Raw genomic sequence first — 17,732 nt, forward strand, 5'->3', positions numbered from 1 at the left:
CCTGATTTCCCCCGGGCGCGCGTCCCCGGGCCCGGCCTCGTATGCTCCCCGCATGAATGCCACCGCCGCCGCGCTCGCCGATTTCGCCACGCGCCACCGCAAGCTGTTCGTGCTGACCGGCGCTGGCTGCAGCACCGAGTCGGGCATCCCCGACTACCGCGATGCGCGCGGCGAATGGAAGCGGCCCGCGCCCGTGACCTACCAGGCCTTCATGGGCGAGGAGGCGACACGGCGCCGCTATTGGGCGCGCAGCCTGATCGGTTGGCCGACCATGGCGCTGGCCCGCCCCGCGGCCGCGCACCTGGCGCTGGCACGGCTCGAGGCCGCGGGCCGCGTCGGCCTGCTGCTGACCCAGAACGTCGATGGCCTGCACGAGGCCGCCGGCAGCCGCGCCACCATCGACCTGCACGGGCGCATCGACACCGTGCGCTGCATGGGCTGCGAACGCCGCCAGCCGCGCGCGCAGCTGCAGCGCGAGCTGCGCGCGCGCAACCCGCGCTGGGCCGCGCTCGAGGCGCGCGCGGCGCCCGACGGCGACGCCGACCTCGAGGGCCACGATTTCTCGGCCTTCGACGTGCCGGCCTGCGCCCATTGCGGCGGCCTGCTCAAGCCCGATGTGGTGTTCTTCGGCGAGAGCGTGCCGAGGGAGCGTGTCGCCGCCGCCTTCGCGGCACTCGAGGCCGCCGATGCGGTGCTGGTCGCGGGCTCCTCGCTGATGGTCTATTCGGGCTTCCGCTTCGTGCAGGCGGCCGCGGCGGCCGGCAAGCCGGTGGCGGCGGTGAATCTCGGGCGCACGCGGGCCGACGCGCTGCTGGCGCTCAAGGTCGAGCGGCCGGTGGGCGAGTCGCTGGCGGCCCTGGCCGAGACGCTGGCGCCCGAACCGCGCGCGGCTTGGCGAGCCAGCTAGCGCAGCGAGCGGATGAAGCCGTCCACCGCCGAGGTGTAGCCACCCGGCAGGCCGAGTTCCGCATCGATCTCTCCATGCGACAGGTCCTGCGGCAGCAACTCGGCGCGGCCGCCGCTCGCGGCCACCCGGTCGGCGAACGCGCGGGCCTGCGCGCAGGAACCGTCGCGCCGCTGCGTCGAGCACACGAGCAGCAGCGGTGCCGTGCCCGGCGCGAGCTGGTCGGTCGGCGACACGCGGCGCCAGAAGGCGGGGTCGGTGCCGAACACGCGGTCGTAGAAGCGCAGGTGAGGCCGCTGCATCAGCGCCGCCGTGTCGAGCGCGGCGCTGTCGAGCGCGACCGTGCCGAGCCAGGGCCGCACGCCCTGTTGCCGCGCGAGCGGCGCGGAGGCCGCGAGCAGCGCGACCAGGTGCGCGCCGGCCGAGTGGCCCATGAGCACGACGCGGGCCGGGTCGCCGCCCCAGGACGGCGCCTGCGACTGCACGGCCGCCAGCGCGCGCGCCACGTCCTGCGCCTGCTGCGCCACGTCGACCTGCGGCACGAAGCGGTAGCCGACCGACACCAGCACGAAGCCCCGTTCGCGCACCCAGTGCTCGACCTTGGGGCCGACGACCGAGGCCGCCGCCTTGTCGCCGAACATCCAGGCGCCGCCATGGACCATCACGAGCACCGGGGCGGCTTGGGCGTTGGCCGGCAGGTAGGCGTCCATGCGCTGGCGCGGATCGGGGCCGTAGGGCAGGTCGGCGATGCGGCGCACCCCTGCCGCGGGCGACGCGGCCGTCGATTCGGGTGGCGCCGCGGCCGGCAGCGGTGCCGCGCATGCCGCCGCCAGCAGCAGCACGAGCACACGGGGCACGAGGCGTTTCACCGCGGCGTGTGCGTTGCCGGCGCCAGGACTCAGGCCTTCTTCGCGAGCATCCAGCTCGTCGCGTCGCCACGGCCCGGCAGGTGCAGCGCGGCCGTCGCCGCCGGCGTCTCGGCCAGCAGCCGGCCTTTGCGGAACACCTTCAGGCGCGTCGCGCGCAGCCGGATCGCCTCGACCGGATCGCGTGCCTGCAGCAGCACGAAGCTCGCATCGCGGCCGGCTTCGAGGCCGTAGTTCTCGAGGTGCATCACGCGCGCGGCGTTGGTGGTCACGGCCTCGAAGCACTGGCGGATGCCGGCCTGGCTGGTCATCTGCGCCACGTGCAGGCCCATGTGCGCCACCTCGAGCATGTCGCCCGAGCCCATGCCGTACCAGGGGTCCATCACGCAGTCGTGGCCGAAGGCGACGTTGACGCCGGCGGCCAGCAGCTCGGGCACGCGCGTCATGCCGCGGCGCTTGGGATAGCTGTCGTGGCGGCCCTGCAGCGTGATGTTGATCAGCGGGTTCGACACCACGCTCACGCCGGCCTCGGCGATCAGCGGCAGCAGCTTGCTCACGTAGTAGTTGTCCATCGAATGCATCGAGGTGCAGTGCGAGCCCGTGACCCGGCCCTGCAGCCCCAGGCGCTGCGTCTCGAAGGCCAGGGTCTCGATGTGGCGCGAGAGCGGGTCGTCGGACTCGTCGCAGTGCATGTCGACCAGCTTGCCGCGCTCGGCCGCGATCTCGCACAGCCGCTTCACGCTGGCCGCGCCGTCGGCCATGGTGCGCTCGAAGTGCGGAATGCCGCCGACCACGTCCACGCCCTTGTCGAGCGCGCGCTCGATGTTCTCGAGCCCGCCCGGGATGCGCAGCGCGCCGTCCTGCGGAAAGGCCACCAGCTGCAGGTCGAGGTAGGGCGCCACGCGGCGCTTGACCTCGAGCAGCGCATCGACCGCCAGCAGGCTGGCATCGCTGGTGTCCACATGCGAGCGCACCGCGAGCAGCCCCTTGGCCACCGCCCAGTCGCAGTAGGCCTGTGCGCGCTCGATCAGCGCCTCGGCCGTCAACAGCGGCTTGAGTTCGCCCCACAGCGCGATGCCCTCGAGCAAGGTGCCGCTCTGGTTGACGCGGGGCAGGCCGTAGCTCAGCGTGGCGTCCATGTGGAAATGCGGGTCGACGAAATGCGGCGCGACCAGCTGGCCGGCGGCATCGAGCGTGTCGTGCGCCGGCGCGGCCAGGCCGGCCGTGACTTCGGCGATGCGGCCGTCCTGCACGGCGATCGACATGCCGGTGCGGCCGTCGGGGAGGGTGGCGTTGGTGAGGAGGAGGTCGAGCATCGTGCGGGCTTGCGGATCGTTGTGGGGAGATTCGGCCTGGCGTGGCCGGTCGGCCGATCTCAGCGCGTGCGCTGCGGCCGGAAACGGTACTGGCCCGGTGCCGGGCCGACCTCGATGGTCACGCGCCGCAGCTTGTCGTCGTGCCCCGAGTCGGCCTTGGCCGTCAGCACGATGCCGCGCGGCGTGGCGCGACAGGTCAGGTCGCTGAGCGCGATCTCGGCATGGTCGTTGTCGAGCTCGGCAATGGCCACCGTGTGCGCGGCCTGCAGGCTGCCGTTGGCGTCGCGCGCCATCCACTGCACGTAGAGGAAGGACTGCGCGTACTGTTCGGCGTGCACCACGCGGTAGGTGCCCTGGTGGTTCGGTCCCCAGGCGCCGCAGAGCTGGACCCAGGTGACGGCGTCGGGCGTCTTGAAGCTGTCGTAGCCGTAGTCGCTGCCCAGCGCATGGGCGCCCGGGCCGCCGAGTACCAGCAGCGCAGCGAGACAGGCCGCGCGCAGGCCGGTCGCGGTCATCAGCGCTCCCCCTTGCGGTAGGGCTTCATCAGCGCCTGCGGATAGCTGGCCTTGCGGGCCACGAGCACCAGGGCGAGGATCGACAGCAGGTAGGGCAGCATCAGGTACAGCTGGTAGGGCAGGAAGGCGTCGCCCGATTGTTGCAAACGAAGCTGAAGCGCGTCGAAGAAAGCGAACAGCAGCGCACCCAGCAGGGCCTTGCCCGGCCGCCACGAGGCGAACACCACCAGCGCGACGCAGATCCAGCCGCGGCCGTTGACCATGTTGAAGAAAAAGGCGTTGAAGGCCGACAGCGTGAGGAAGGCGCCCGCCACGCCCATCAGCGCCGAGCCGGCCACGATGGCGCCGGTGCGCGTGGCCGCGACCGACACGCCCTGGCTCTCGGCCGCCTGCGGGTTCTCGCCGACCATGCGCAGCGCCAGGCCCAGCGGCGTGCGGTAGAGCAGCCAGGCCACCGCGGGCACCAGCGCCAGCGCGAGCAGGGTCAGCGGCGTCTGGGCGCCCAGCACCGGGATGTGCAGCCACTCCATGGGCGCGAAGGGCACGATGGTCGGCGGCGTGTTGACCTTCGGGAAGCTCACGCGGTAGCCGAAGTAGCTCAGCGCGGTCGCGAGCATGGTGATGCCCAGCCCCGACACGTGCTGCGAGAGCGCCAGGCCCACGGTCAGGAAGGCATGCAGCAGCCCGAACACGGCGCCCGTGAGCGCCGCGATGCCCACGCCCGCCCACAGCGGCGCGCCCAGGTACACCGCGAGCCAGCCGGTGAAGGCGCCCGCGACCATGATCCCCTCGATGCCGAGGTTGAGCACGCCGGCGCGCTCGCACAGCAGCACGCCGAGCGTGCCGAGGATCAGCGGCGTGGCGATGCGCAGCACCGCGACCCAGAAGGCCGGGTTGGCGAGGATGTCGAGCAGCTCGGTCATCGGCTCCTCCGCACGCGGTACTGGGTCAGCAGGGTCGCCACCAGCACCGCGATCAGCGAGGCCGCGACGATCACGTCGGCGATGTAGGTCGGCACGCCGACGGCGCGGCTCATGGTGTCGGCGCCGACCAGCACGCCGGCCACGAACACGCCGGCCGCGATCACGCCCAGCGGATGCAGGCCGGCCAGCATCGCGATCACGATGCCGGTGTAGCCATAGCCGGGCGACATGTCGAGCGTGACGTAGCTGGTGCGGCCCGCGACCTCGATCGCGCCCGCCAGCCCCGCCAGCGCGCCCGACAGCAGCGCCACCGAGACCACGGTGCGCGTCACCGGCACGCCGGCGAAGGCGGCGGCACGCGCATTGGCGCCGACGGCGCGGATGTCGAAGCCCAGCACCGTGTATTTGAAGACCGCCCACACCATCACCGCGAGCGACACGGCCCACAGCAGCCCGGTGTGCACGCGCGTCTGGGCGATCAGCTTGCCGAGCTCCAGGTCCGACTGCAGCGACACGCTCTGCGGCCAGCCCATGGCGGTCGGGTCCTTCATCGGTCCGTCGAGCAGTGCCGACACGCCCAGCAGCACGATGAAGTTGATCAGCAGCGTGGTCACGACCTCGTCGACGCCGAGCCTGTTCTTCATCAGCGCCGGGCCCAGCAGCATCAGCGCGCCGGCCACGGCGGCGGCCAGCATCATCAGCGGAAACAGCAGCCAGGGCGAGAGCTCGAAGCCGGTGCCGCCATGCATGCCGCCCACGGCGACCGCGGCCAGCGCACCCGCGTAGAGCTGCCCCTCGGCGCCGATGTTGAACAGCCGCGCCTTGAACGCGACCGTGGCGGCCAGCCCGGTGAGGATCAGCGGGATCGCGCGCGTGAGGGTCTCGCTCCAGGCGAACACCGAGCCGAAGCCGCCCTGCAGCAGCAGGGCGTAGGTGCGGCCCACGGGCGCGCCGGCCCACAGCACCAGCAGCGCGCTGATCGCGAGCGTGAAGGCGACCGCGCCGATGGGCGCCAGGACCAGCGCGGTGCGCGAGGCCTGGTGGCGTCGTTCGAGTCGCATCATGGCGTGGCCTTCTTCGTGGTGGAGGCGGTGGAGGCGGCGGCACCGGCCATCGCCAGGCCGATCGCCTCGCGCGTCCAGGCCGAGGCGGCGCGCGCCTCGCCGAGGTGGCCGCCGTGCATCACCGCCACGCGGTCGCCGAGCGCCAGCACCTCGTCGAGGTCGTCCGAGATCACGAGCACGGCCGCGCCGGCATCGCGCGCGGCGATCAGCTGCTGCTGCACATAGGCCACGGCGCCGATGTCCAGGCCCCAGGTCGGCTGGTGCGCCACGATCAGGCGCGGGGCCTGGGTCGGGTACTTGCGTTCCTCGTCGCGGTCGGGCTCGGGCTGCTCGGGCGGCAGCAGGGCGCGGCCGAGGATCAGCTTCTGCATGTTGCCGCCCGACAGCGAGCGCGCCGGCGCCATCAGGCCGGCACCGCGCACGTCGAAGGCCTGCTCGATGCGGCGCGCATGCAGCCGCGCGGCCGCGCGCTTCACGAACATCGCGCCGCGCGAGAACACCGGGCTGCGCAGCCGCTCCGACACCGCGTTCTCCCACACCGGCAGGTCGCCGACCACGCCGACCGCATGCCGGTCCTCGGGAATGCGCGCCACGCCGCGCTGCACCAGCCGCGCGGGCGAGGGCGGCAGGGCGCGGCCCATGAGCTGCGCGCGGCCCGCGGTGGCGCGGCGGGTGCCGCACAGCAGCTCGGCCAGCGCCACCTGCCCGTTGCCCGAGACGCCCGCGATCGCGGTGATCTCGCCCGCGCGCAGCGTCAGCGAGACCTCGCGCAGCCGGTCCTGGCCGCCGCTCTTCGAAGCCGCGGTGCTCACGCGGTCGAGCACGCAGACCGCGTCGCCGACCGACTTGGCGGGCCGGCGCCGGGGCGCCTCGACCGCATGCCCGACCATCCACAGCGCGAGCTGCGCCTGCGTGGTGTCGGCCGTGGCCGCCTCGGCCACCAGCTTGCCGCCGCGCAGCACGGCCACGCGGTGCGACACGCGCAGCACCTCGCCGAGCTTGTGGCTGATGAAGATCACCGACAGGCCCTGCGCCACCATCTGCGAGAGCGTGGCGAACAGCGCCTCGCTCTCCTGCGGCGTGAGCACGGCGGTGGGTTCGTCGAGGATCAGGATGCGCGCGCCGCGGTACAGCGCCTTGAGGATTTCGACCCGCTGGCGCTCGCCCACCGACAGGCTGCCGATGGTCGCCTCGGGCCGCACCGGCAGCCCGAAGCGCTGCGCCACCTCGAGCAGCCGGGCGCGCGCGGCCGCGCGGCGCGACAGCGGGCGCCACAGCGGCTCGGTGCCCATGGTCACGTTGTCGAGCACGCTGAGGTTGTCGGCCAGCGTGAAGTGCTGGTGCACCATGCCGACGCCCGCGGCCAGCGCGGCCTTGGGGTTGCCCGGCGCGAGCGGCGCGCCGAAGACCTCGATGCGGCCTTCGTCGGCGACGTAGTGGCCGAACAGGATCGACATCAGCGTCGACTTGCCGGCACCGTTCTCGCCGAGCAGCGCCAGCACTTCGCCGGCACGCAGGTCGAGGGAGATGGCATCGTTGGCGACCAGGCTGCCGAAGCGCTTGGTGATGCCCTGGAGGCGAAGGACGGTCGTGCTGCTCATGAATCTCTGGTTCCTTCCCCGCGTCGGTCCCGCGGGGCAAGGGGTGTCACTTCCACGCAGCCAGGAACGCCAGCATGACCTTCGCGGAGTTGTCGGCCGCGATGTTCATGAAGGTGCCCATCTCGTTCTCGCCATCGCCGCCGCCGGCCAGGTCGCTGAGCGAGCGGAAGGCGATGTACGGCACGCCGTTGCTGTAGGCCACCATGCCCACGGCCGCGGTCTCCATGTCGAGCACGTTGGCCTGGAAGGTCTTGAAGGTGTATTCGCGATAGGCCTTGTTGTCCATGAAGGCCTGGCCCGAGACGCCGTTGCCGCCCACCACGAGCTGGGGCTTGCGCGCCAGGCACTTGCCGGCGCTGCAGCTCGCGAGGTCGACGTTGCGGATGCCGCGCGCCACCTCGAGCATCCTCGGGTCGGCCTCGAACCAGAACTTGCGCTCGATGCCGGGCCGCGCGGCCGAGCGCACCTCGACCGGGCGCGGGAACATCATGCCGAAGTTGGGCAGGGTGGCGTCGGTGATGAAGGGCGGGGCCGCGTACTTGCCGGGCGCGGTCTCGCGCGCCATCAGCACCTCGAGGTACTGGCCCCACTGGGCCGGCACCGTCACGTCGCCGACGTGCAGCGCGGGGTTCACGCCGCCCGCGATGCCGCTGAACACGATGTTCGTGACGCGGAAGCGGTTGAGCGCGAGCTGCGTGTTCATGGTCGCGTTGGTCATGCTGATGCCCGAGAGGAACAGCACGACCGGCTTGCCCTCGAGCGTGCCGGTGGTGAATTCGACGCCGTTCACGCTGTGCTTCGCCGCGCCCTGCAGGCGCGCGAGCAGCAGCTTGAGTTCGGGCTCGAAGGCCGAGATGACCGCGATGCGCGGCGTGTCGTCGAGCCGGGTGCCGCTGTTGATGCTGACGCCGGTGCCCTTGTAGACACCGACGCAGCCCGCGAGGCCGAAGGCCAGCACGCCGGCCGCGAGCAGGGAACGCCAGCGCGGGGTCATCGCTCGGCTCACTTCGCGGTGGACTTCGGTTGGCCGTCGTCCACCTTCACGGTGAACTTGCCGGCGAGGATGTCGGCCTGCTTGGCCTTGACCTTGGCGACGATCTCGGCCGGCACCTTCTTCTCGAAGGTGCCCAGCGGCGCGAGCTCGGAGCCCTTGTACTTCATCTGCGAATAGATGCCGTAGTCCTCGGCGGCGAACTTGCCTTCCTTCACCAGCTTGATCGCGCGGTCGGCCGAGGGCTCGAAGTTCCACAGCGCCGAGGCGACCACGGTGTCGGGGTACTGGGCCTGGGTGTCGATCACGTTGCCGATCGCGAGCTTGCCCTTTTCCTTGGCCGCGTCCGAGACGCCGAAGCGCTCGGCGTACATGATGTCGGCGCCTTTGTCGATCATCGCGAAGGCCGCTTCCTTGGCCTTGGGCGGGTCGAACCAGCTGTTGATGAAGCTCACGCTGAACTCGACCTTGGGATTGGTCTCCTTGGCGCCGGCCATGAAGGCGTTCATCAGGCGGTTGACCTCGGGGATCGGGAAGCCGCCGACCATGCCGATGCGGTTGCTCTTGGTCATGCCGCCGGCGACCATGCCGCTGAGGTAGGCCGGTTCCTGGATGTAGTTGTCGAACACGCTGAAGTTGGGCGCCTGCGGCTTGAGCGAGGAGCCCATCAGGAAGGCGACCTTCGGGAAGTCCTTGGCGACCTTGCGCGCCGCGGCCTCGACGCCGAACACCTCGCCGAGGATCAGCTGGTTGCCGCCGGTGGCGTATTCGCGCATCACGCGCTCGTAGTCGGCGTTGCTGACGTTCTCGGTGGCCTTGTACTCGATCTCGCCGCGCGCCTCGGCGGCCTTCAGCGCCTTGTGGATGCGGCCCACCCATTGCTGCTCGAAGGGGACGGTGTAGACCGCCGCCACCTTGAGCTTGGCCTGCGCGAGGGCGAGGCCGGGAAGGCCGGCCGCGAGGGCCGCGGCGATGGCGATGGAACGAACGATCAGGGGGCGGCGTGCTGTCACGGTGCTTCTCCTCGGGTGATGGATCTGGTGGAACTGGTGCGGGCTCGGATCGTCGCACCGCGCCCTGCGCGGGGCGGTGGACCGATGCTGCGAAGCAGGAACCGGGCCGCTTCTCTTCTTGTCTGCGTTTACTTGGTGCCGAAGATGCGGTCGCCGGCGTCGCCGAGACCAGGGAGGATGTACCCGTGGTCGTTCAGTTCGCGGTCGATCGCGGCGGTGTAGATCGGCACGTCGGGGTGCGCCTTCTGCATCGTTGCCACGCCCTCGGGGCAGGTCAGCAGGCAGACGAACTTGATCGACTTGGGATTGAGTTCCTTGAGCCGCTCGACCGCTGCCACCGCCGAGTTGCCGGTGGCCAGCATCGGGTCGACCACGATCACGTCGCGGTTCTCCATCTCGCCGGGCATCTTGAAGTAGTACTCGACCGCGGTCAGCGTCTTCGGGTCGCGGTACAGGCCGATGTGGCCGACGCGCGCGCCGGGCACCACGGTGAGCATGCCGTCCAGGATGCCGGTGCCCGCGCGCAGGATCGACACCAGCACCAGCTTCTTGCCGTCGATGACCTTGGCCTGCATGGTCTCGAGCGGCGTCTCGACCTCGACGTCCTGCATCGGCATGTCGCGCGTGACCTCGTAGGCCATGAGCATGCTGATCTCGTTGAGGAGCCGGCGGAAGCTGTTGGTGGACGCGTCCTTGCGGCGCATCAGCGTGAGCTTGTGCTGGACGAGGGGATGGTCGAGGAGGTGGACGTTGCTCATTGGAATTCTTCGATTCGTTCTGCGTTGGCGAAACCCGGAAGTCTAAAAGACTGGCCAGGCCCTAGAAGACCGTGCCGTCGCTCTCGATCTGCAGCGGTGGCGCACCGTCACGCAAGCGCTGTGCCAGTGCCCGGCCCGCGGCCCAGGTGCCGCCCTCGAGCACGCAGGCCAGCGGCAGCTGCTCCTCGGTGCGGCCGAGCACCTTGCGCACGCGCGGCGCCAGTTCGTCGAGCAGGGCCACGGTGAGCGCGCGCCACTCGACGATGAACTCGTCGCCGGCCTTCCAGCGCCGCTCGAGCAGCGCCGCGTCCTTGGGCACGATCACGCCGCTGTCGATCAGCAGGCCGCCGTTGCGGTATTCGGGCAGCGCGGTCAGGGCCTCGAGGTGGCGCACCTTCACGCCGGCCCACTCGAAGGGCTCGAGCAGCGAATAGGTCAGCCACTGCGAGAGCTTGTGGAAGGGCATCCAGCCGTTGGTGAGGCCCGGGCCCGGCACCGCGCTGTGGCGCCAGCAATCGCCGAGCGCCAGCGCGGGATCGCCCGAGCCGATGCCGCCGGGGTTGTCGCTGCCGTCGGCCGCGATGCTGTCGACCGCATTGGCCGAGGGCCAGATGCGCGACAGCGAGTCGAGCAGCAGCGACAGGATCGCGTGCGCGCCGATCTCGGCGGTGGGCGGCGCGGCCGGGCCGAAGGGGCCGACCAGCGCGTCGAACAGGTTGCCGGGCCGGCCGTCCTCGCCGAACACCTCGGGCTGCTCGGCCAGCGCCTCGCCGAGCCGGCGCAGCAGCGTGGCGCGGCCCGCGAGGCCGACCAGCGGATTGACCTCGCTGACCTGGAAGGCGGCGCCGAGCCGGTCGGTGACCAGGCCGCGCAGCCCGGCGGCATCGGCCTGCAGCGGGCGCTCGGGGTCGGAGGAGAACAGGCCGCTGGTGAAGGCGTGGAAGCTCGCCACGCCCAGGCCCTCGGAGCGCGTGAAGCGCTCGCCGCTGGCCGGTTCGGTGTAGTGCCAGTCGGGGCCGGCGCCGGCATCGAGCAGCACGCTGACCAGCACCAGGTCGATGTGGGCGCGCGCGCGCTGCCGCGCATCGGCCTCGCCGAGCAGCTCGTCGAGCTGGGCCCGGCGGTCGACGCCGCCGGCCTCGAAGTGGCGCCAGCGGCTGTGATAGGGGATGGTGTCCCAGGGATAGCGCTCGCGCGTGACCTCGGCCACGGTGCGCGCGGCGTCCTCGAGCGCGTTGTCGTCGCCGATGCGGAACCAGCGCGATTCGCCGTGGCGTGCGCGCGCCAGCAGGCCGGCGGCGCGGCGGCGCACTTCGGCGGTGCTGCGCAGCAGGCGCGCGGCGCCCGCGGGATGGCCGGCATCGACCGCGAACTCGGTCGCGGGATCGACCCGGCCCTCGTCGCCGGGCCGCAGGCTGCCCGAGCCGTCGACGGGAAGGTGGTCGCGAAAATCGTTGTTGCTGCTCGTCATTCGTTCAGTCCCCGGCCCTTGGCCTTCTTGAGTTCCTCCGCGTCCGGCACCGGTCCCGGCGTGAAATAGCCGGCGGCCATCTTGGCGTCCATCTCGACGCGCGCGTCGGCGGGGATCAGTTCGTCGGGAATGTTCACGCGTTCGCCGATCTCGATGCCCGAGCCGACGATGGCGTCGAACTTCATGTTGCTCATCGACACCAGCCGATGGATCTTGCGGATGCCCAGCCAGTGGAAGACGTCGGGCATCAGCTCCTGGAAGCGCATGTCCTGCACACCGGCCACGCATTCGGTGCGCGCGAAGTACTGGTCGGCCGTGTCGCCGCCGACCTGGCGCTTGCGCGCGTTGTAGACCAGGAACTTCGTGACCTCGCCGAGCGCGCGGCCTTCCTTGCGCGAGTAGGCGATGAGGCCGACGCCGCCGCGCTGCGCACCCTGGATGCATTCCTCGATGGCGTGCGTGAGGTAGGGCCGGCAGGTGCAGATGTCGGAGCCGAACACGTCGGAGCCGTTGCACTCGTCGTGGATGCGCGCCGTGAGCTCGACCTCGGGATTGGCCAGGTCGCGCGGGTTGCCGAAGATGTAGAGCGTCTGCCCGCCGATCGGCGGCAGGAACACCTCGAGGTCGGAGCGCGTGACCAGCTCGGGGTACATGCCGCCGGTTTCCTCGAACAGCACGCGGCGCAGGTCGGTTTCGGAACAGCCGAAGCGCCGCGCCACCTCGGGCAGGTACCAGACCGGCTCGATCGCGGCCTTGGTCACCATCGCGGCGCCGCCGGCCGTGAGGAAGTGACCGTCGGCCTTGAGCCGGCCCTTCTGCAGCGCCTCGATCACCTCGGGCAGGATCACGTGCGCCTTGGTGATGGCGATGGTCGGGCGGATGTCGTAGCCGGCCGCGAGCTCGCTCCTGAAGGCATCGGCCACCAGCGCGCCCCAGGGGTCGAGCGAGACGATGCGCCCGGGTTCGCTCCACTGCGGATAGGGGCCGATGATGTCGGTGGGCGCGGTGTTCGTGAGGTCGGCCTTGTGCTCGCGCTTGAGCGCGCCCGCGGCCACCGCGAGGGCGCGGTACACGCTGTACGAGCCGCTGTGCGTGCCGATGACGTTGCGGTGCGCGCGCTTGGTGGTGGTGCCGACGATCGGCCCGCGCTCGGTGGCGGTGGCCGCGCCCCAGCGGATCGGCAGCGCGCCGAAGCCGCCGCTGTGCGAGGTCAGCCGGATGTGGCCGCTGGGCGTGGGGACGACGGTCTGGACCGGGAGCGCGGCGGCCGAGGGAACCGGGGGCACCGGCGCGGCGGGGGGAACGGGGGAGGCGGAGGACGAAGGGATCGCAGTGCTGTCGACGGACATGAATGGCCCTCAAAAAATGCAATGTACCGATCGACCGCATGGCTTGCAAGCCGGGGAACGACGGACAACGCCGCGTGCGTGGCGCGGCCGAAGGCGCGAGACGGATCGCGGCGAAGAAGCTCAGGCCGGCGAGGAGCGCAGCCCGTAGACCTTGCCGTCGACGAACAGGTACTCGGCGCGCAGCACCGGGTCGCCTTTCTCGCCGATGAAGGTGAAGCCCAGCACGCCGAGCTGCGTGCCGGTCTTGATCTCCTCCACGCCCCAGGCCGACAGCCGCGTGAGCGGCGCGAGCTCGACCAGCCACTTGCGGTCGCGCCGCGTCGGCAGCTGGGCCTTGGCGAGCAGCGAGGGCCCGTCGACCGAGGCGCTCTGCTTCGGCAGTGCGCGCTGCTTCAGGTCGGCCGGCAGCACGGGTTTCTCGGGCAGTTCGAGTTCGAGCTCGCCGTGCGGGTTGCGCCACATCACGCGGGTGGCGCGGCCCTCGAGGTAGAGCGGGCGCTCCTGGTCGAAACTGCTCCAGCCATGGTGCGCGCGCGCCGGTAGCGCGAGGCCCAGGCCGAGGCCCAGCGAACTGGCGACGAAGGTGCGTCTTGGCAGCGGCATGGCGGTCTCCTCGGAGGATGGGTGGGAGCGGGCCGGGGCCGGCTCAGGCATAGGCGATCCAGCGCCCGCAGATGATGACAGCGAGCCAGAAGGCCAGCGACAACAGGCACTGCAGCCGTCCGGTCTTTGCGGCGGGCCCGTCGAGCAGGGCGGAGCCGCCGCGCGCATGGAACAGCGCCGCGTTCGCGCCGGCCAGCGCGATCAGCAGCAGCTTGAGGCGGAAGGCCGGATTGGCGAGCAGCTCTCCGGGCTGGCCCGCGAACATGGCCAGGCCGGTGGCGGCGCACAGGCCGAAGCCCGCCAGCGCGGGCCCCAGCGTGAGGCGCGCGAGCCGGGCCGCGGGCAGGTCGCGGCCCAGGCCCAGCGCGCGCAGCTCGAACACCAGCAGGCCGCCGAACAGCATCGCGATGCCGACGATGTGCACCGCCTCCAGCGCCGGGTAGGCCCAGGGATGCGAGACGAGTCCTTTGAACACCGGGGCGATGCCGGACGACATGAGCACTCCTCGAGGGGTTGGCGGGGCAGCTTAGTGCAGCGGGCGGTGTCTCGGGATCAAGGCCCGGCACCGCGCGGGCCCTTGCGGCCGCATGGTGGCGTGGTGGCATCCGGCGGAACTTTTTCGGCGCGGCTGTAACCTGCCGGTGCGATGGCACGAAACAACGAAGGCAGCAGGATGCATGCGAGCGACGCCGAGGCGGTGCTGCGCGGCCTCTTCCTTCGCGGCCTCGACGGCGACGCGAAGGCGTACCGCGACTTCCTGCAGCGACTCAGCGCGCACCTGCGCGCTTTCCTGGGCCGGCGGCTGTTCGGCTGGCCCGATGATGTGGAAGACCTCGTCCAGGAATGCCTGCTCGCCATGCACAACCAGCGCCATACCTACCAGAGCGACCAGCCGCTGACGGCCTGGGTGCATGCGATCGCGCGCTACAAGATGATCGACCTGCTGCGCGCCAAGTCCTCGCGCGAGGTGCTGCAGGATCCGCTGGACGACGAGCAGGGCCTGTTCGCCGCCTCCGAGATCGAGGCCAGCGACGCGCGCCGCGACCTCGGCGGCCTGCTCCAGACCCTGCCCGAGCGCCAGCGCCTGCCGATCGTGCACGTGAAGATCGAGGGCCTGTCGGTGGCCGAGACCGCGAGCCTCACCGGCATGTCCGAGTCGGCGGTCAAGGTGGGCATCCACCGCGGGCTCAAGGCGCTGGCGGCGCGTTTCGGAGGCGCGGCGTGAAGACCGACGACCTCGTCGCGCTGCTGGCTGCCGGCCCGGTGGCCGCGCCGCGCCGCGCGGCAAGCCGGCGGCTCTGGCTGGCCCTGGCCGTCGGCGTGCCGCTGTCGCTCGCGATCATGTTCGTCGGCTACGGGCCGCGGCGCGACCTGCTGGCGGTGCTGTTCTGGCCGATGTTCTGGGTCAAGCTGCTGTTCCCGCTGGCGATCGCGGGCGCGGCCTTCGTGATGGCGCAGCGGCTCGCGCGCCCGGGCGTGCCGGTGCGCCGGGCCTGGATCGGTGCCGCGCTGCCGGTGCTGGCGATCTGGATGCTGGCCGTGGTGGTCTGGATCGATGCCCCCCAGGAGGCGCGAATGCCCTCGCTGATGGGGCAGACGTGGCGCGTCTGCACGGCCAGCATCGCCCTGATGGCGCTGCCGGTCTTCGCGGGCGCGATGGCCGCGCTGCGCAGCCTCGCGCCGACCCGGCCCGCGCTCGCCGGCGCGGCGGCCGGCGCGCTGGCCGGCGGCGTGGGCGCGGCCGTCTATGCGCTGCATTGCCCCGAGCTCACCGCGCCGTTCATCGCGGTCTGGTACGTGAGCGGGATCGCGGTGCCGGTGCTGGTGGGTGCCTTGCTGGGGCCGCGGCTGCTGCGCTGGTAGGGGCCGGCTCTGGCAGCGCCTGCGAGCGCTCGTACGCCTCACTGGGACAAACCCTGCACGGCGGCGAAATGTCGTTCGCTGAACAGTTCGAAAAGAGCGAAAGGATTGCAATCGCGTCGCGTTTTTCCTCACAACAAAGGAGACATCGATGCGAGACATCCTCAGAGCGGGACTGCGGGTCCTGGGCCTGTGCGTGGTCGTCACCCTCGCGAGCTGCGGCGGCAGCGGGGGCAGCGGCGTGGCGTTGCCGATCCTTCCTCAGACCAGTCCGCCGCCCACCTCGCCGCCAGTGACGGGCGAGCTCGAGATACGCACGCTGTCGAACCGCGCCGACATGCTCAGCGACGGCGACGCCTACGTGGAGATCGTGCTGCCCAAGGGCGCCGATGCGCTCGACCTGGCGGTCGACCTCGACGGGCGCGACCTTGGCGCGGCCTTCGCGCTGCGCCCCAACGGCCGCGTGCTGGGCACGGTGTCGGGCTTGCGCGAAGGCCGCAACCTGCTCACGGCCACCTTGAAGACGGCGAAGAAGGGCGCGCGGCTCGCGCTCACGAACTTCGGCCGCGCCGGCAACATCTTCGCGGGCGTGCCGATCCAGCCCTGGGTGTGCGCCACCAGGGCGCCGAGCGCGGCACTGGTGAATCCCGCGGGCACGGGGCTGTCGGCCACGGTCATCACGCAGGTCAGCGGCCTCGACGCCGATCCGGTCGATGCCGACTGCAACGCGCCCACCCGGTTCACCCACTACTACCAGCCCAAGGCCAAGCAGGGCACCGACTGCGGCTACGCGCCGGTCGGCGCCAACCCCTGCTTCGTCGAATACGACCCGGCGAAGCGGCCCGCCGATGCCGAGATCGCCGATTTCACCAACGACCGCGGCGACACGGTGAAGAGCCTGCTGCGGGTGGAGCTCGGCACCATGGGCCGCAGCATGTACCAGGTGGCGGTGTTCTTCGACCCGGCCAGGCCGTGGACCCCCTGGGCGCCGCAGAAGGGCTGGAACGGCAAGGTGCTGTGGAAGATGGGCGCCTCGGCCTCGGGCAACCGCTTCCAGCAGAACCCGGGCCTCGCGATCTTCGACGACAACGCGCTGCGCGCGGGCTACATGACGGTCAACTCGCAGCTCACCAACCACAACGACAACAACAACGAGTTCCTCGCGACCGAGAACATCATGATGGTGAAGGAACACGTGATCGACACCTACGGCGAGATCCGCTTCACCATGGCCGACGGCGGCTCGGGCGGCTCGATGATGCAGACGGTGCCGGCCTCGGTGATGCCGGGCCTGCTCGACGGGCTGCAGACCGGGGTGAGCTATCCCGACGCGGTCACGACCTGGATCGAGACGCGCGACTGCGGCATCCTCTGGCGCTACTACATGACCGCCGCGGGCACGGGCCTGACGCCCGCGCAGCGCGCCGCGATCGAGGGCCATCCGAGCGCCGACCACTGCACCACCTGGGTCTATTCCTTCCTCGCGCCGCAGAACCCGGTGCTGGCCGCCAATTGCGGCCCGGGCTTCCCCGACGCGGTGGTCTACGACCCGGCGCTGCGGCCCACCGGCGTGCGCTGCTCGATCCACGACGTGATGACGCCGGTCCTCGGCACGGTGGTCGACGTCGACCGCAACGTGAAGCCGAACCTGCCGTACGACAACGCGGGCGTGCAGTACGGGCTCAAGGCGCTGCGCGCCGGCACCATCACGCCCGAGCAGTTCGTGGCGCTCAACGAGGGCGTGGGCAGCTGGGACGCCGACATGGTGTGGTCGGGCGACCGCGTCGCGGTGCCGGCGCCGCGCGCCCGCGCGCTGCCCTCGTCCATGAGCGCGCTCTACCGCAGCGGCCTGGTGAGCGTGGGGCGCAACCTCGCGCAGGTGCCGATCATCGACCTGCGGCCGCAGCTCGGCGTGGACATCCACATGACCTGGCGCACCTGGCAGCAGCGCGCGCGGCTCGACGCGGCCAACGGCCAGCACGACAACCACGTGGTGCGCGCCAGCGGCGCCTACACCGGGCCCGCGATGTTCCGCCAGACCTTCCTGATGATGGACCGCTGGCTCAGCGCGATCGAGCGCGACAAGTCGGGCGACACGAAGGAGCGCAAGGTGGTGAAGAACAAGCCCGCCGACGCGGTCGACTTCTGCATCGCGGGCGCGGGCAACACCGAGGCCGAACTGGTGGACGTGGGCTTCGAGAGCGCCGCCTGCCCGGTCAAGCCCTACGAGTCGGTGCGCATCGTCTCGGGCGGGCCGCTGTCGGAGGACGTGTTCAAGTGCCAGCTCAAGCCGCTGGACTTCGCCTCGGCGGACTATGCCGGCGCCGTCTTCACGGGCGCCCAGCAGAACCGGTTGAAGGCCGTGTTCACCGATGGCGTGTGCGACTGGCGCAAGCCGGGCGTGGGCCAGGTGCCGTGGACGCCGACCAGCTTCCGCGGCGGCCCGGGCGGGCAGGACCTGCCGGCCGTGCCGGTGTCGACGCCGCTCTGAGGAAGCG

17 protein-coding genes are annotated in these 17,732 nt (G+C 71.4%); 4 read left to right on the forward strand and 13 right to left on the reverse strand.

What is annotated here, in order from left to right:
• Window positions 1-52: 52 nt before the first annotated feature.
• Entirely contained in the window at window positions 53-907 is an 855-nt protein-coding gene (locus tag KV106_RS00180; RefSeq protein WP_261205601.1) for an NAD-dependent protein deacetylase, read from the forward strand.
• Here KV106_RS00180 and KV106_RS00185 read toward each other — a convergent pair.
• From KV106_RS00185 to KV106_RS00245, 13 genes are all read right to left on the reverse strand, one after another.
• Complete coding sequence (locus KV106_RS00185; RefSeq protein WP_261205602.1) at window positions 904-1,761, reverse strand: alpha/beta hydrolase; 858 nt, start codon at window positions 1,759-1,761, stop codon at window positions 904-906. The two genes, KV106_RS00180 and KV106_RS00185, sit on opposite strands and share 4 nt — an antisense overlap.
• A gap of 41 nt (window positions 1,762-1,802) precedes the next feature.
• Window positions 1,803-3,086 (reverse strand): amidohydrolase family protein, encoded by a 1,284-nt coding sequence (locus tag KV106_RS00190; RefSeq protein ID WP_261205603.1) that lies wholly within the window; start codon window positions 3,084-3,086, stop codon window positions 1,803-1,805.
• A 59-nt stretch (window positions 3,087-3,145) separates the two neighbouring features.
• Window positions 3,146-3,601 carry a hypothetical protein gene (locus KV106_RS00195; RefSeq protein WP_057594822.1) on the reverse strand — a complete coding sequence of 152 codons (456 nt, stop codon included), beginning with the start codon at window positions 3,599-3,601 and terminating at the stop codon, window positions 3,146-3,148.
• Window positions 3,601-4,524, reverse strand: a complete 924-nt coding sequence (locus KV106_RS00200) for an ABC transporter permease (protein WP_057594821.1) — start codon at window positions 4,522-4,524, stop codon at window positions 3,601-3,603. Before KV106_RS00200 ends, KV106_RS00195 begins: the two co-directional genes overlap by 1 nt.
• On the reverse strand, window positions 4,521-5,585 hold the full coding sequence (locus KV106_RS00205) for an ABC transporter permease (RefSeq protein ID WP_172705451.1): 1,065 nt from the start codon (window positions 5,583-5,585) through the stop codon (window positions 4,521-4,523). Before KV106_RS00205 ends, KV106_RS00200 begins: the two co-directional genes overlap by 4 nt.
• Window positions 5,585-7,189 carry an ABC transporter ATP-binding protein gene (locus KV106_RS00210; RefSeq protein ID WP_261205605.1) on the reverse strand — a complete coding sequence of 535 codons (1,605 nt, stop codon included), beginning with the start codon at window positions 7,187-7,189 and terminating at the stop codon, window positions 5,585-5,587. The genes KV106_RS00205 and KV106_RS00210 overlap by 1 nt, the downstream gene beginning before the upstream one ends.
• A gap of 46 nt (window positions 7,190-7,235) precedes the next feature.
• A complete protein-coding gene (locus KV106_RS00215; RefSeq protein WP_261205606.1) occupies window positions 7,236-8,183 on the reverse strand; it encodes a 5'-methylthioadenosine/S-adenosylhomocysteine nucleosidase in 948 nt (315 codons plus the stop codon).
• Between the two features lie 8 nt (window positions 8,184-8,191).
• Complete coding sequence (locus tag KV106_RS00220) at window positions 8,192-9,193, reverse strand: BMP family protein (protein ID WP_057594817.1); 1,002 nt, start codon at window positions 9,191-9,193, stop codon at window positions 8,192-8,194.
• A gap of 128 nt (window positions 9,194-9,321) precedes the next feature.
• Window positions 9,322-9,951: a uracil phosphoribosyltransferase gene (upp, locus tag KV106_RS00225; RefSeq protein WP_057594816.1), complete on the reverse strand. Its 630-nt coding sequence runs from the start codon at window positions 9,949-9,951 to the stop codon at window positions 9,322-9,324.
• Between the two features lie 61 nt (window positions 9,952-10,012).
• Window positions 10,013-11,422: a URC4/urg3 family protein gene (locus tag KV106_RS00230; RefSeq protein ID WP_261205608.1), complete on the reverse strand. Its 1,410-nt coding sequence runs from the start codon at window positions 11,420-11,422 to the stop codon at window positions 10,013-10,015.
• Complete coding sequence (locus KV106_RS00235) at window positions 11,419-12,771, reverse strand: GTP cyclohydrolase II (RefSeq protein ID WP_261205610.1); 1,353 nt, start codon at window positions 12,769-12,771, stop codon at window positions 11,419-11,421. Before KV106_RS00235 ends, KV106_RS00230 begins: the two co-directional genes overlap by 4 nt.
• A gap of 120 nt (window positions 12,772-12,891) precedes the next feature.
• Entirely contained in the window at window positions 12,892-13,374 is a 483-nt protein-coding gene (locus KV106_RS00240; protein WP_261205612.1) for a DUF6152 family protein, read from the reverse strand.
• Window positions 13,375-13,417: 43 nt separating this feature from the next.
• Window positions 13,418-13,849 (reverse strand): hypothetical protein, encoded by a 432-nt coding sequence (locus KV106_RS00245; RefSeq protein WP_261205962.1) that lies wholly within the window; start codon window positions 13,847-13,849, stop codon window positions 13,418-13,420.
• Window positions 13,850-14,020: 171 nt separating this feature from the next.
• On the opposite strand from KV106_RS00245, the gene KV106_RS00250 reads away from it, so the two are divergent.
• The 3 genes from KV106_RS00250 (at window position 14,021) to KV106_RS00260 (ending at window position 17,725) form a co-directional block, all read left to right on the forward strand.
• Window positions 14,021-14,599 carry a sigma-70 family RNA polymerase sigma factor gene (locus tag KV106_RS00250; RefSeq protein ID WP_057596229.1) on the forward strand — a complete coding sequence of 193 codons (579 nt, stop codon included), beginning with the start codon at window positions 14,021-14,023 and terminating at the stop codon, window positions 14,597-14,599.
• On the forward strand, window positions 14,596-15,237 hold the full coding sequence (locus KV106_RS00255; RefSeq protein ID WP_261205614.1) for a DUF1109 domain-containing protein: 642 nt from the start codon (window positions 14,596-14,598) through the stop codon (window positions 15,235-15,237). Before KV106_RS00250 ends, KV106_RS00255 begins: the two co-directional genes overlap by 4 nt.
• Before the next feature lie 148 nt (window positions 15,238-15,385).
• Window positions 15,386-17,725 (forward strand): DUF6351 family protein, encoded by a 2,340-nt coding sequence (locus KV106_RS00260; RefSeq protein WP_261205615.1) that lies wholly within the window; start codon window positions 15,386-15,388, stop codon window positions 17,723-17,725.
• The last annotated feature ends 7 nt before the right edge of the window (window positions 17,726-17,732 follow it).

This window comes from Variovorax endophyticus (genome assembly GCF_025376855.1).
In the GTDB taxonomy this organism is placed as follows: domain Bacteria; phylum Pseudomonadota; class Gammaproteobacteria; order Burkholderiales; family Burkholderiaceae_C; genus Variovorax.

What these genes read in the sequence shown, in the direction of transcription:
- KV106_RS00180 (WP_261205601.1), top strand. Translation starts at nt 53, where the DNA reads ATGAATGCCACCGCCGCCGCGCTCGCCGATTTCGCCACGCGCCACCGC.
- KV106_RS00190 (WP_261205603.1), bottom strand. Translation starts at nt 3,086, where the DNA reads ATGCTCGACCTCCTCCTCACCAACGCCACCCTCCCCGACGGCCGCACC.
- KV106_RS00195 (WP_057594822.1), bottom strand. Translation starts at nt 3,601, where the DNA reads ATGACCGCGACCGGCCTGCGCGCGGCCTGTCTCGCTGCGCTGCTGGTA.
- KV106_RS00200 (WP_057594821.1), bottom strand. Translation starts at nt 4,524, where the DNA reads ATGACCGAGCTGCTCGACATCCTCGCCAACCCGGCCTTCTGGGTCGCG.
- KV106_RS00205 (WP_172705451.1), bottom strand. Translation starts at nt 5,585, where the DNA reads ATGCGACTCGAACGACGCCACCAGGCCTCGCGCACCGCGCTGGTCCTG.
- KV106_RS00210 (WP_261205605.1), bottom strand. Translation starts at nt 7,189, where the DNA reads ATGAGCAGCACGACCGTCCTTCGCCTCCAGGGCATCACCAAGCGCTTC.
- KV106_RS00215 (WP_261205606.1), bottom strand. Translation starts at nt 8,183, where the DNA reads ATGACCCCGCGCTGGCGTTCCCTGCTCGCGGCCGGCGTGCTGGCCTTC.
- upp (WP_057594816.1), bottom strand. Translation starts at nt 9,951, where the DNA reads ATGAGCAACGTCCACCTCCTCGACCATCCCCTCGTCCAGCACAAGCTC.
- KV106_RS00230 (WP_261205608.1), bottom strand. Translation starts at nt 11,422, where the DNA reads ATGACGAGCAGCAACAACGATTTTCGCGACCACCTTCCCGTCGACGGC.
- KV106_RS00235 (WP_261205610.1), bottom strand. Translation starts at nt 12,771, where the DNA reads ATGTCCGTCGACAGCACTGCGATCCCTTCGTCCTCCGCCTCCCCCGTT.
- KV106_RS00240 (WP_261205612.1), bottom strand. Translation starts at nt 13,374, where the DNA reads ATGCCGCTGCCAAGACGCACCTTCGTCGCCAGTTCGCTGGGCCTCGGC.
- KV106_RS00250 (WP_057596229.1), top strand. Translation starts at nt 14,021, where the DNA reads ATGGCACGAAACAACGAAGGCAGCAGGATGCATGCGAGCGACGCCGAG.
- KV106_RS00260 (WP_261205615.1), top strand. Translation starts at nt 15,386, where the DNA reads ATGCGAGACATCCTCAGAGCGGGACTGCGGGTCCTGGGCCTGTGCGTG.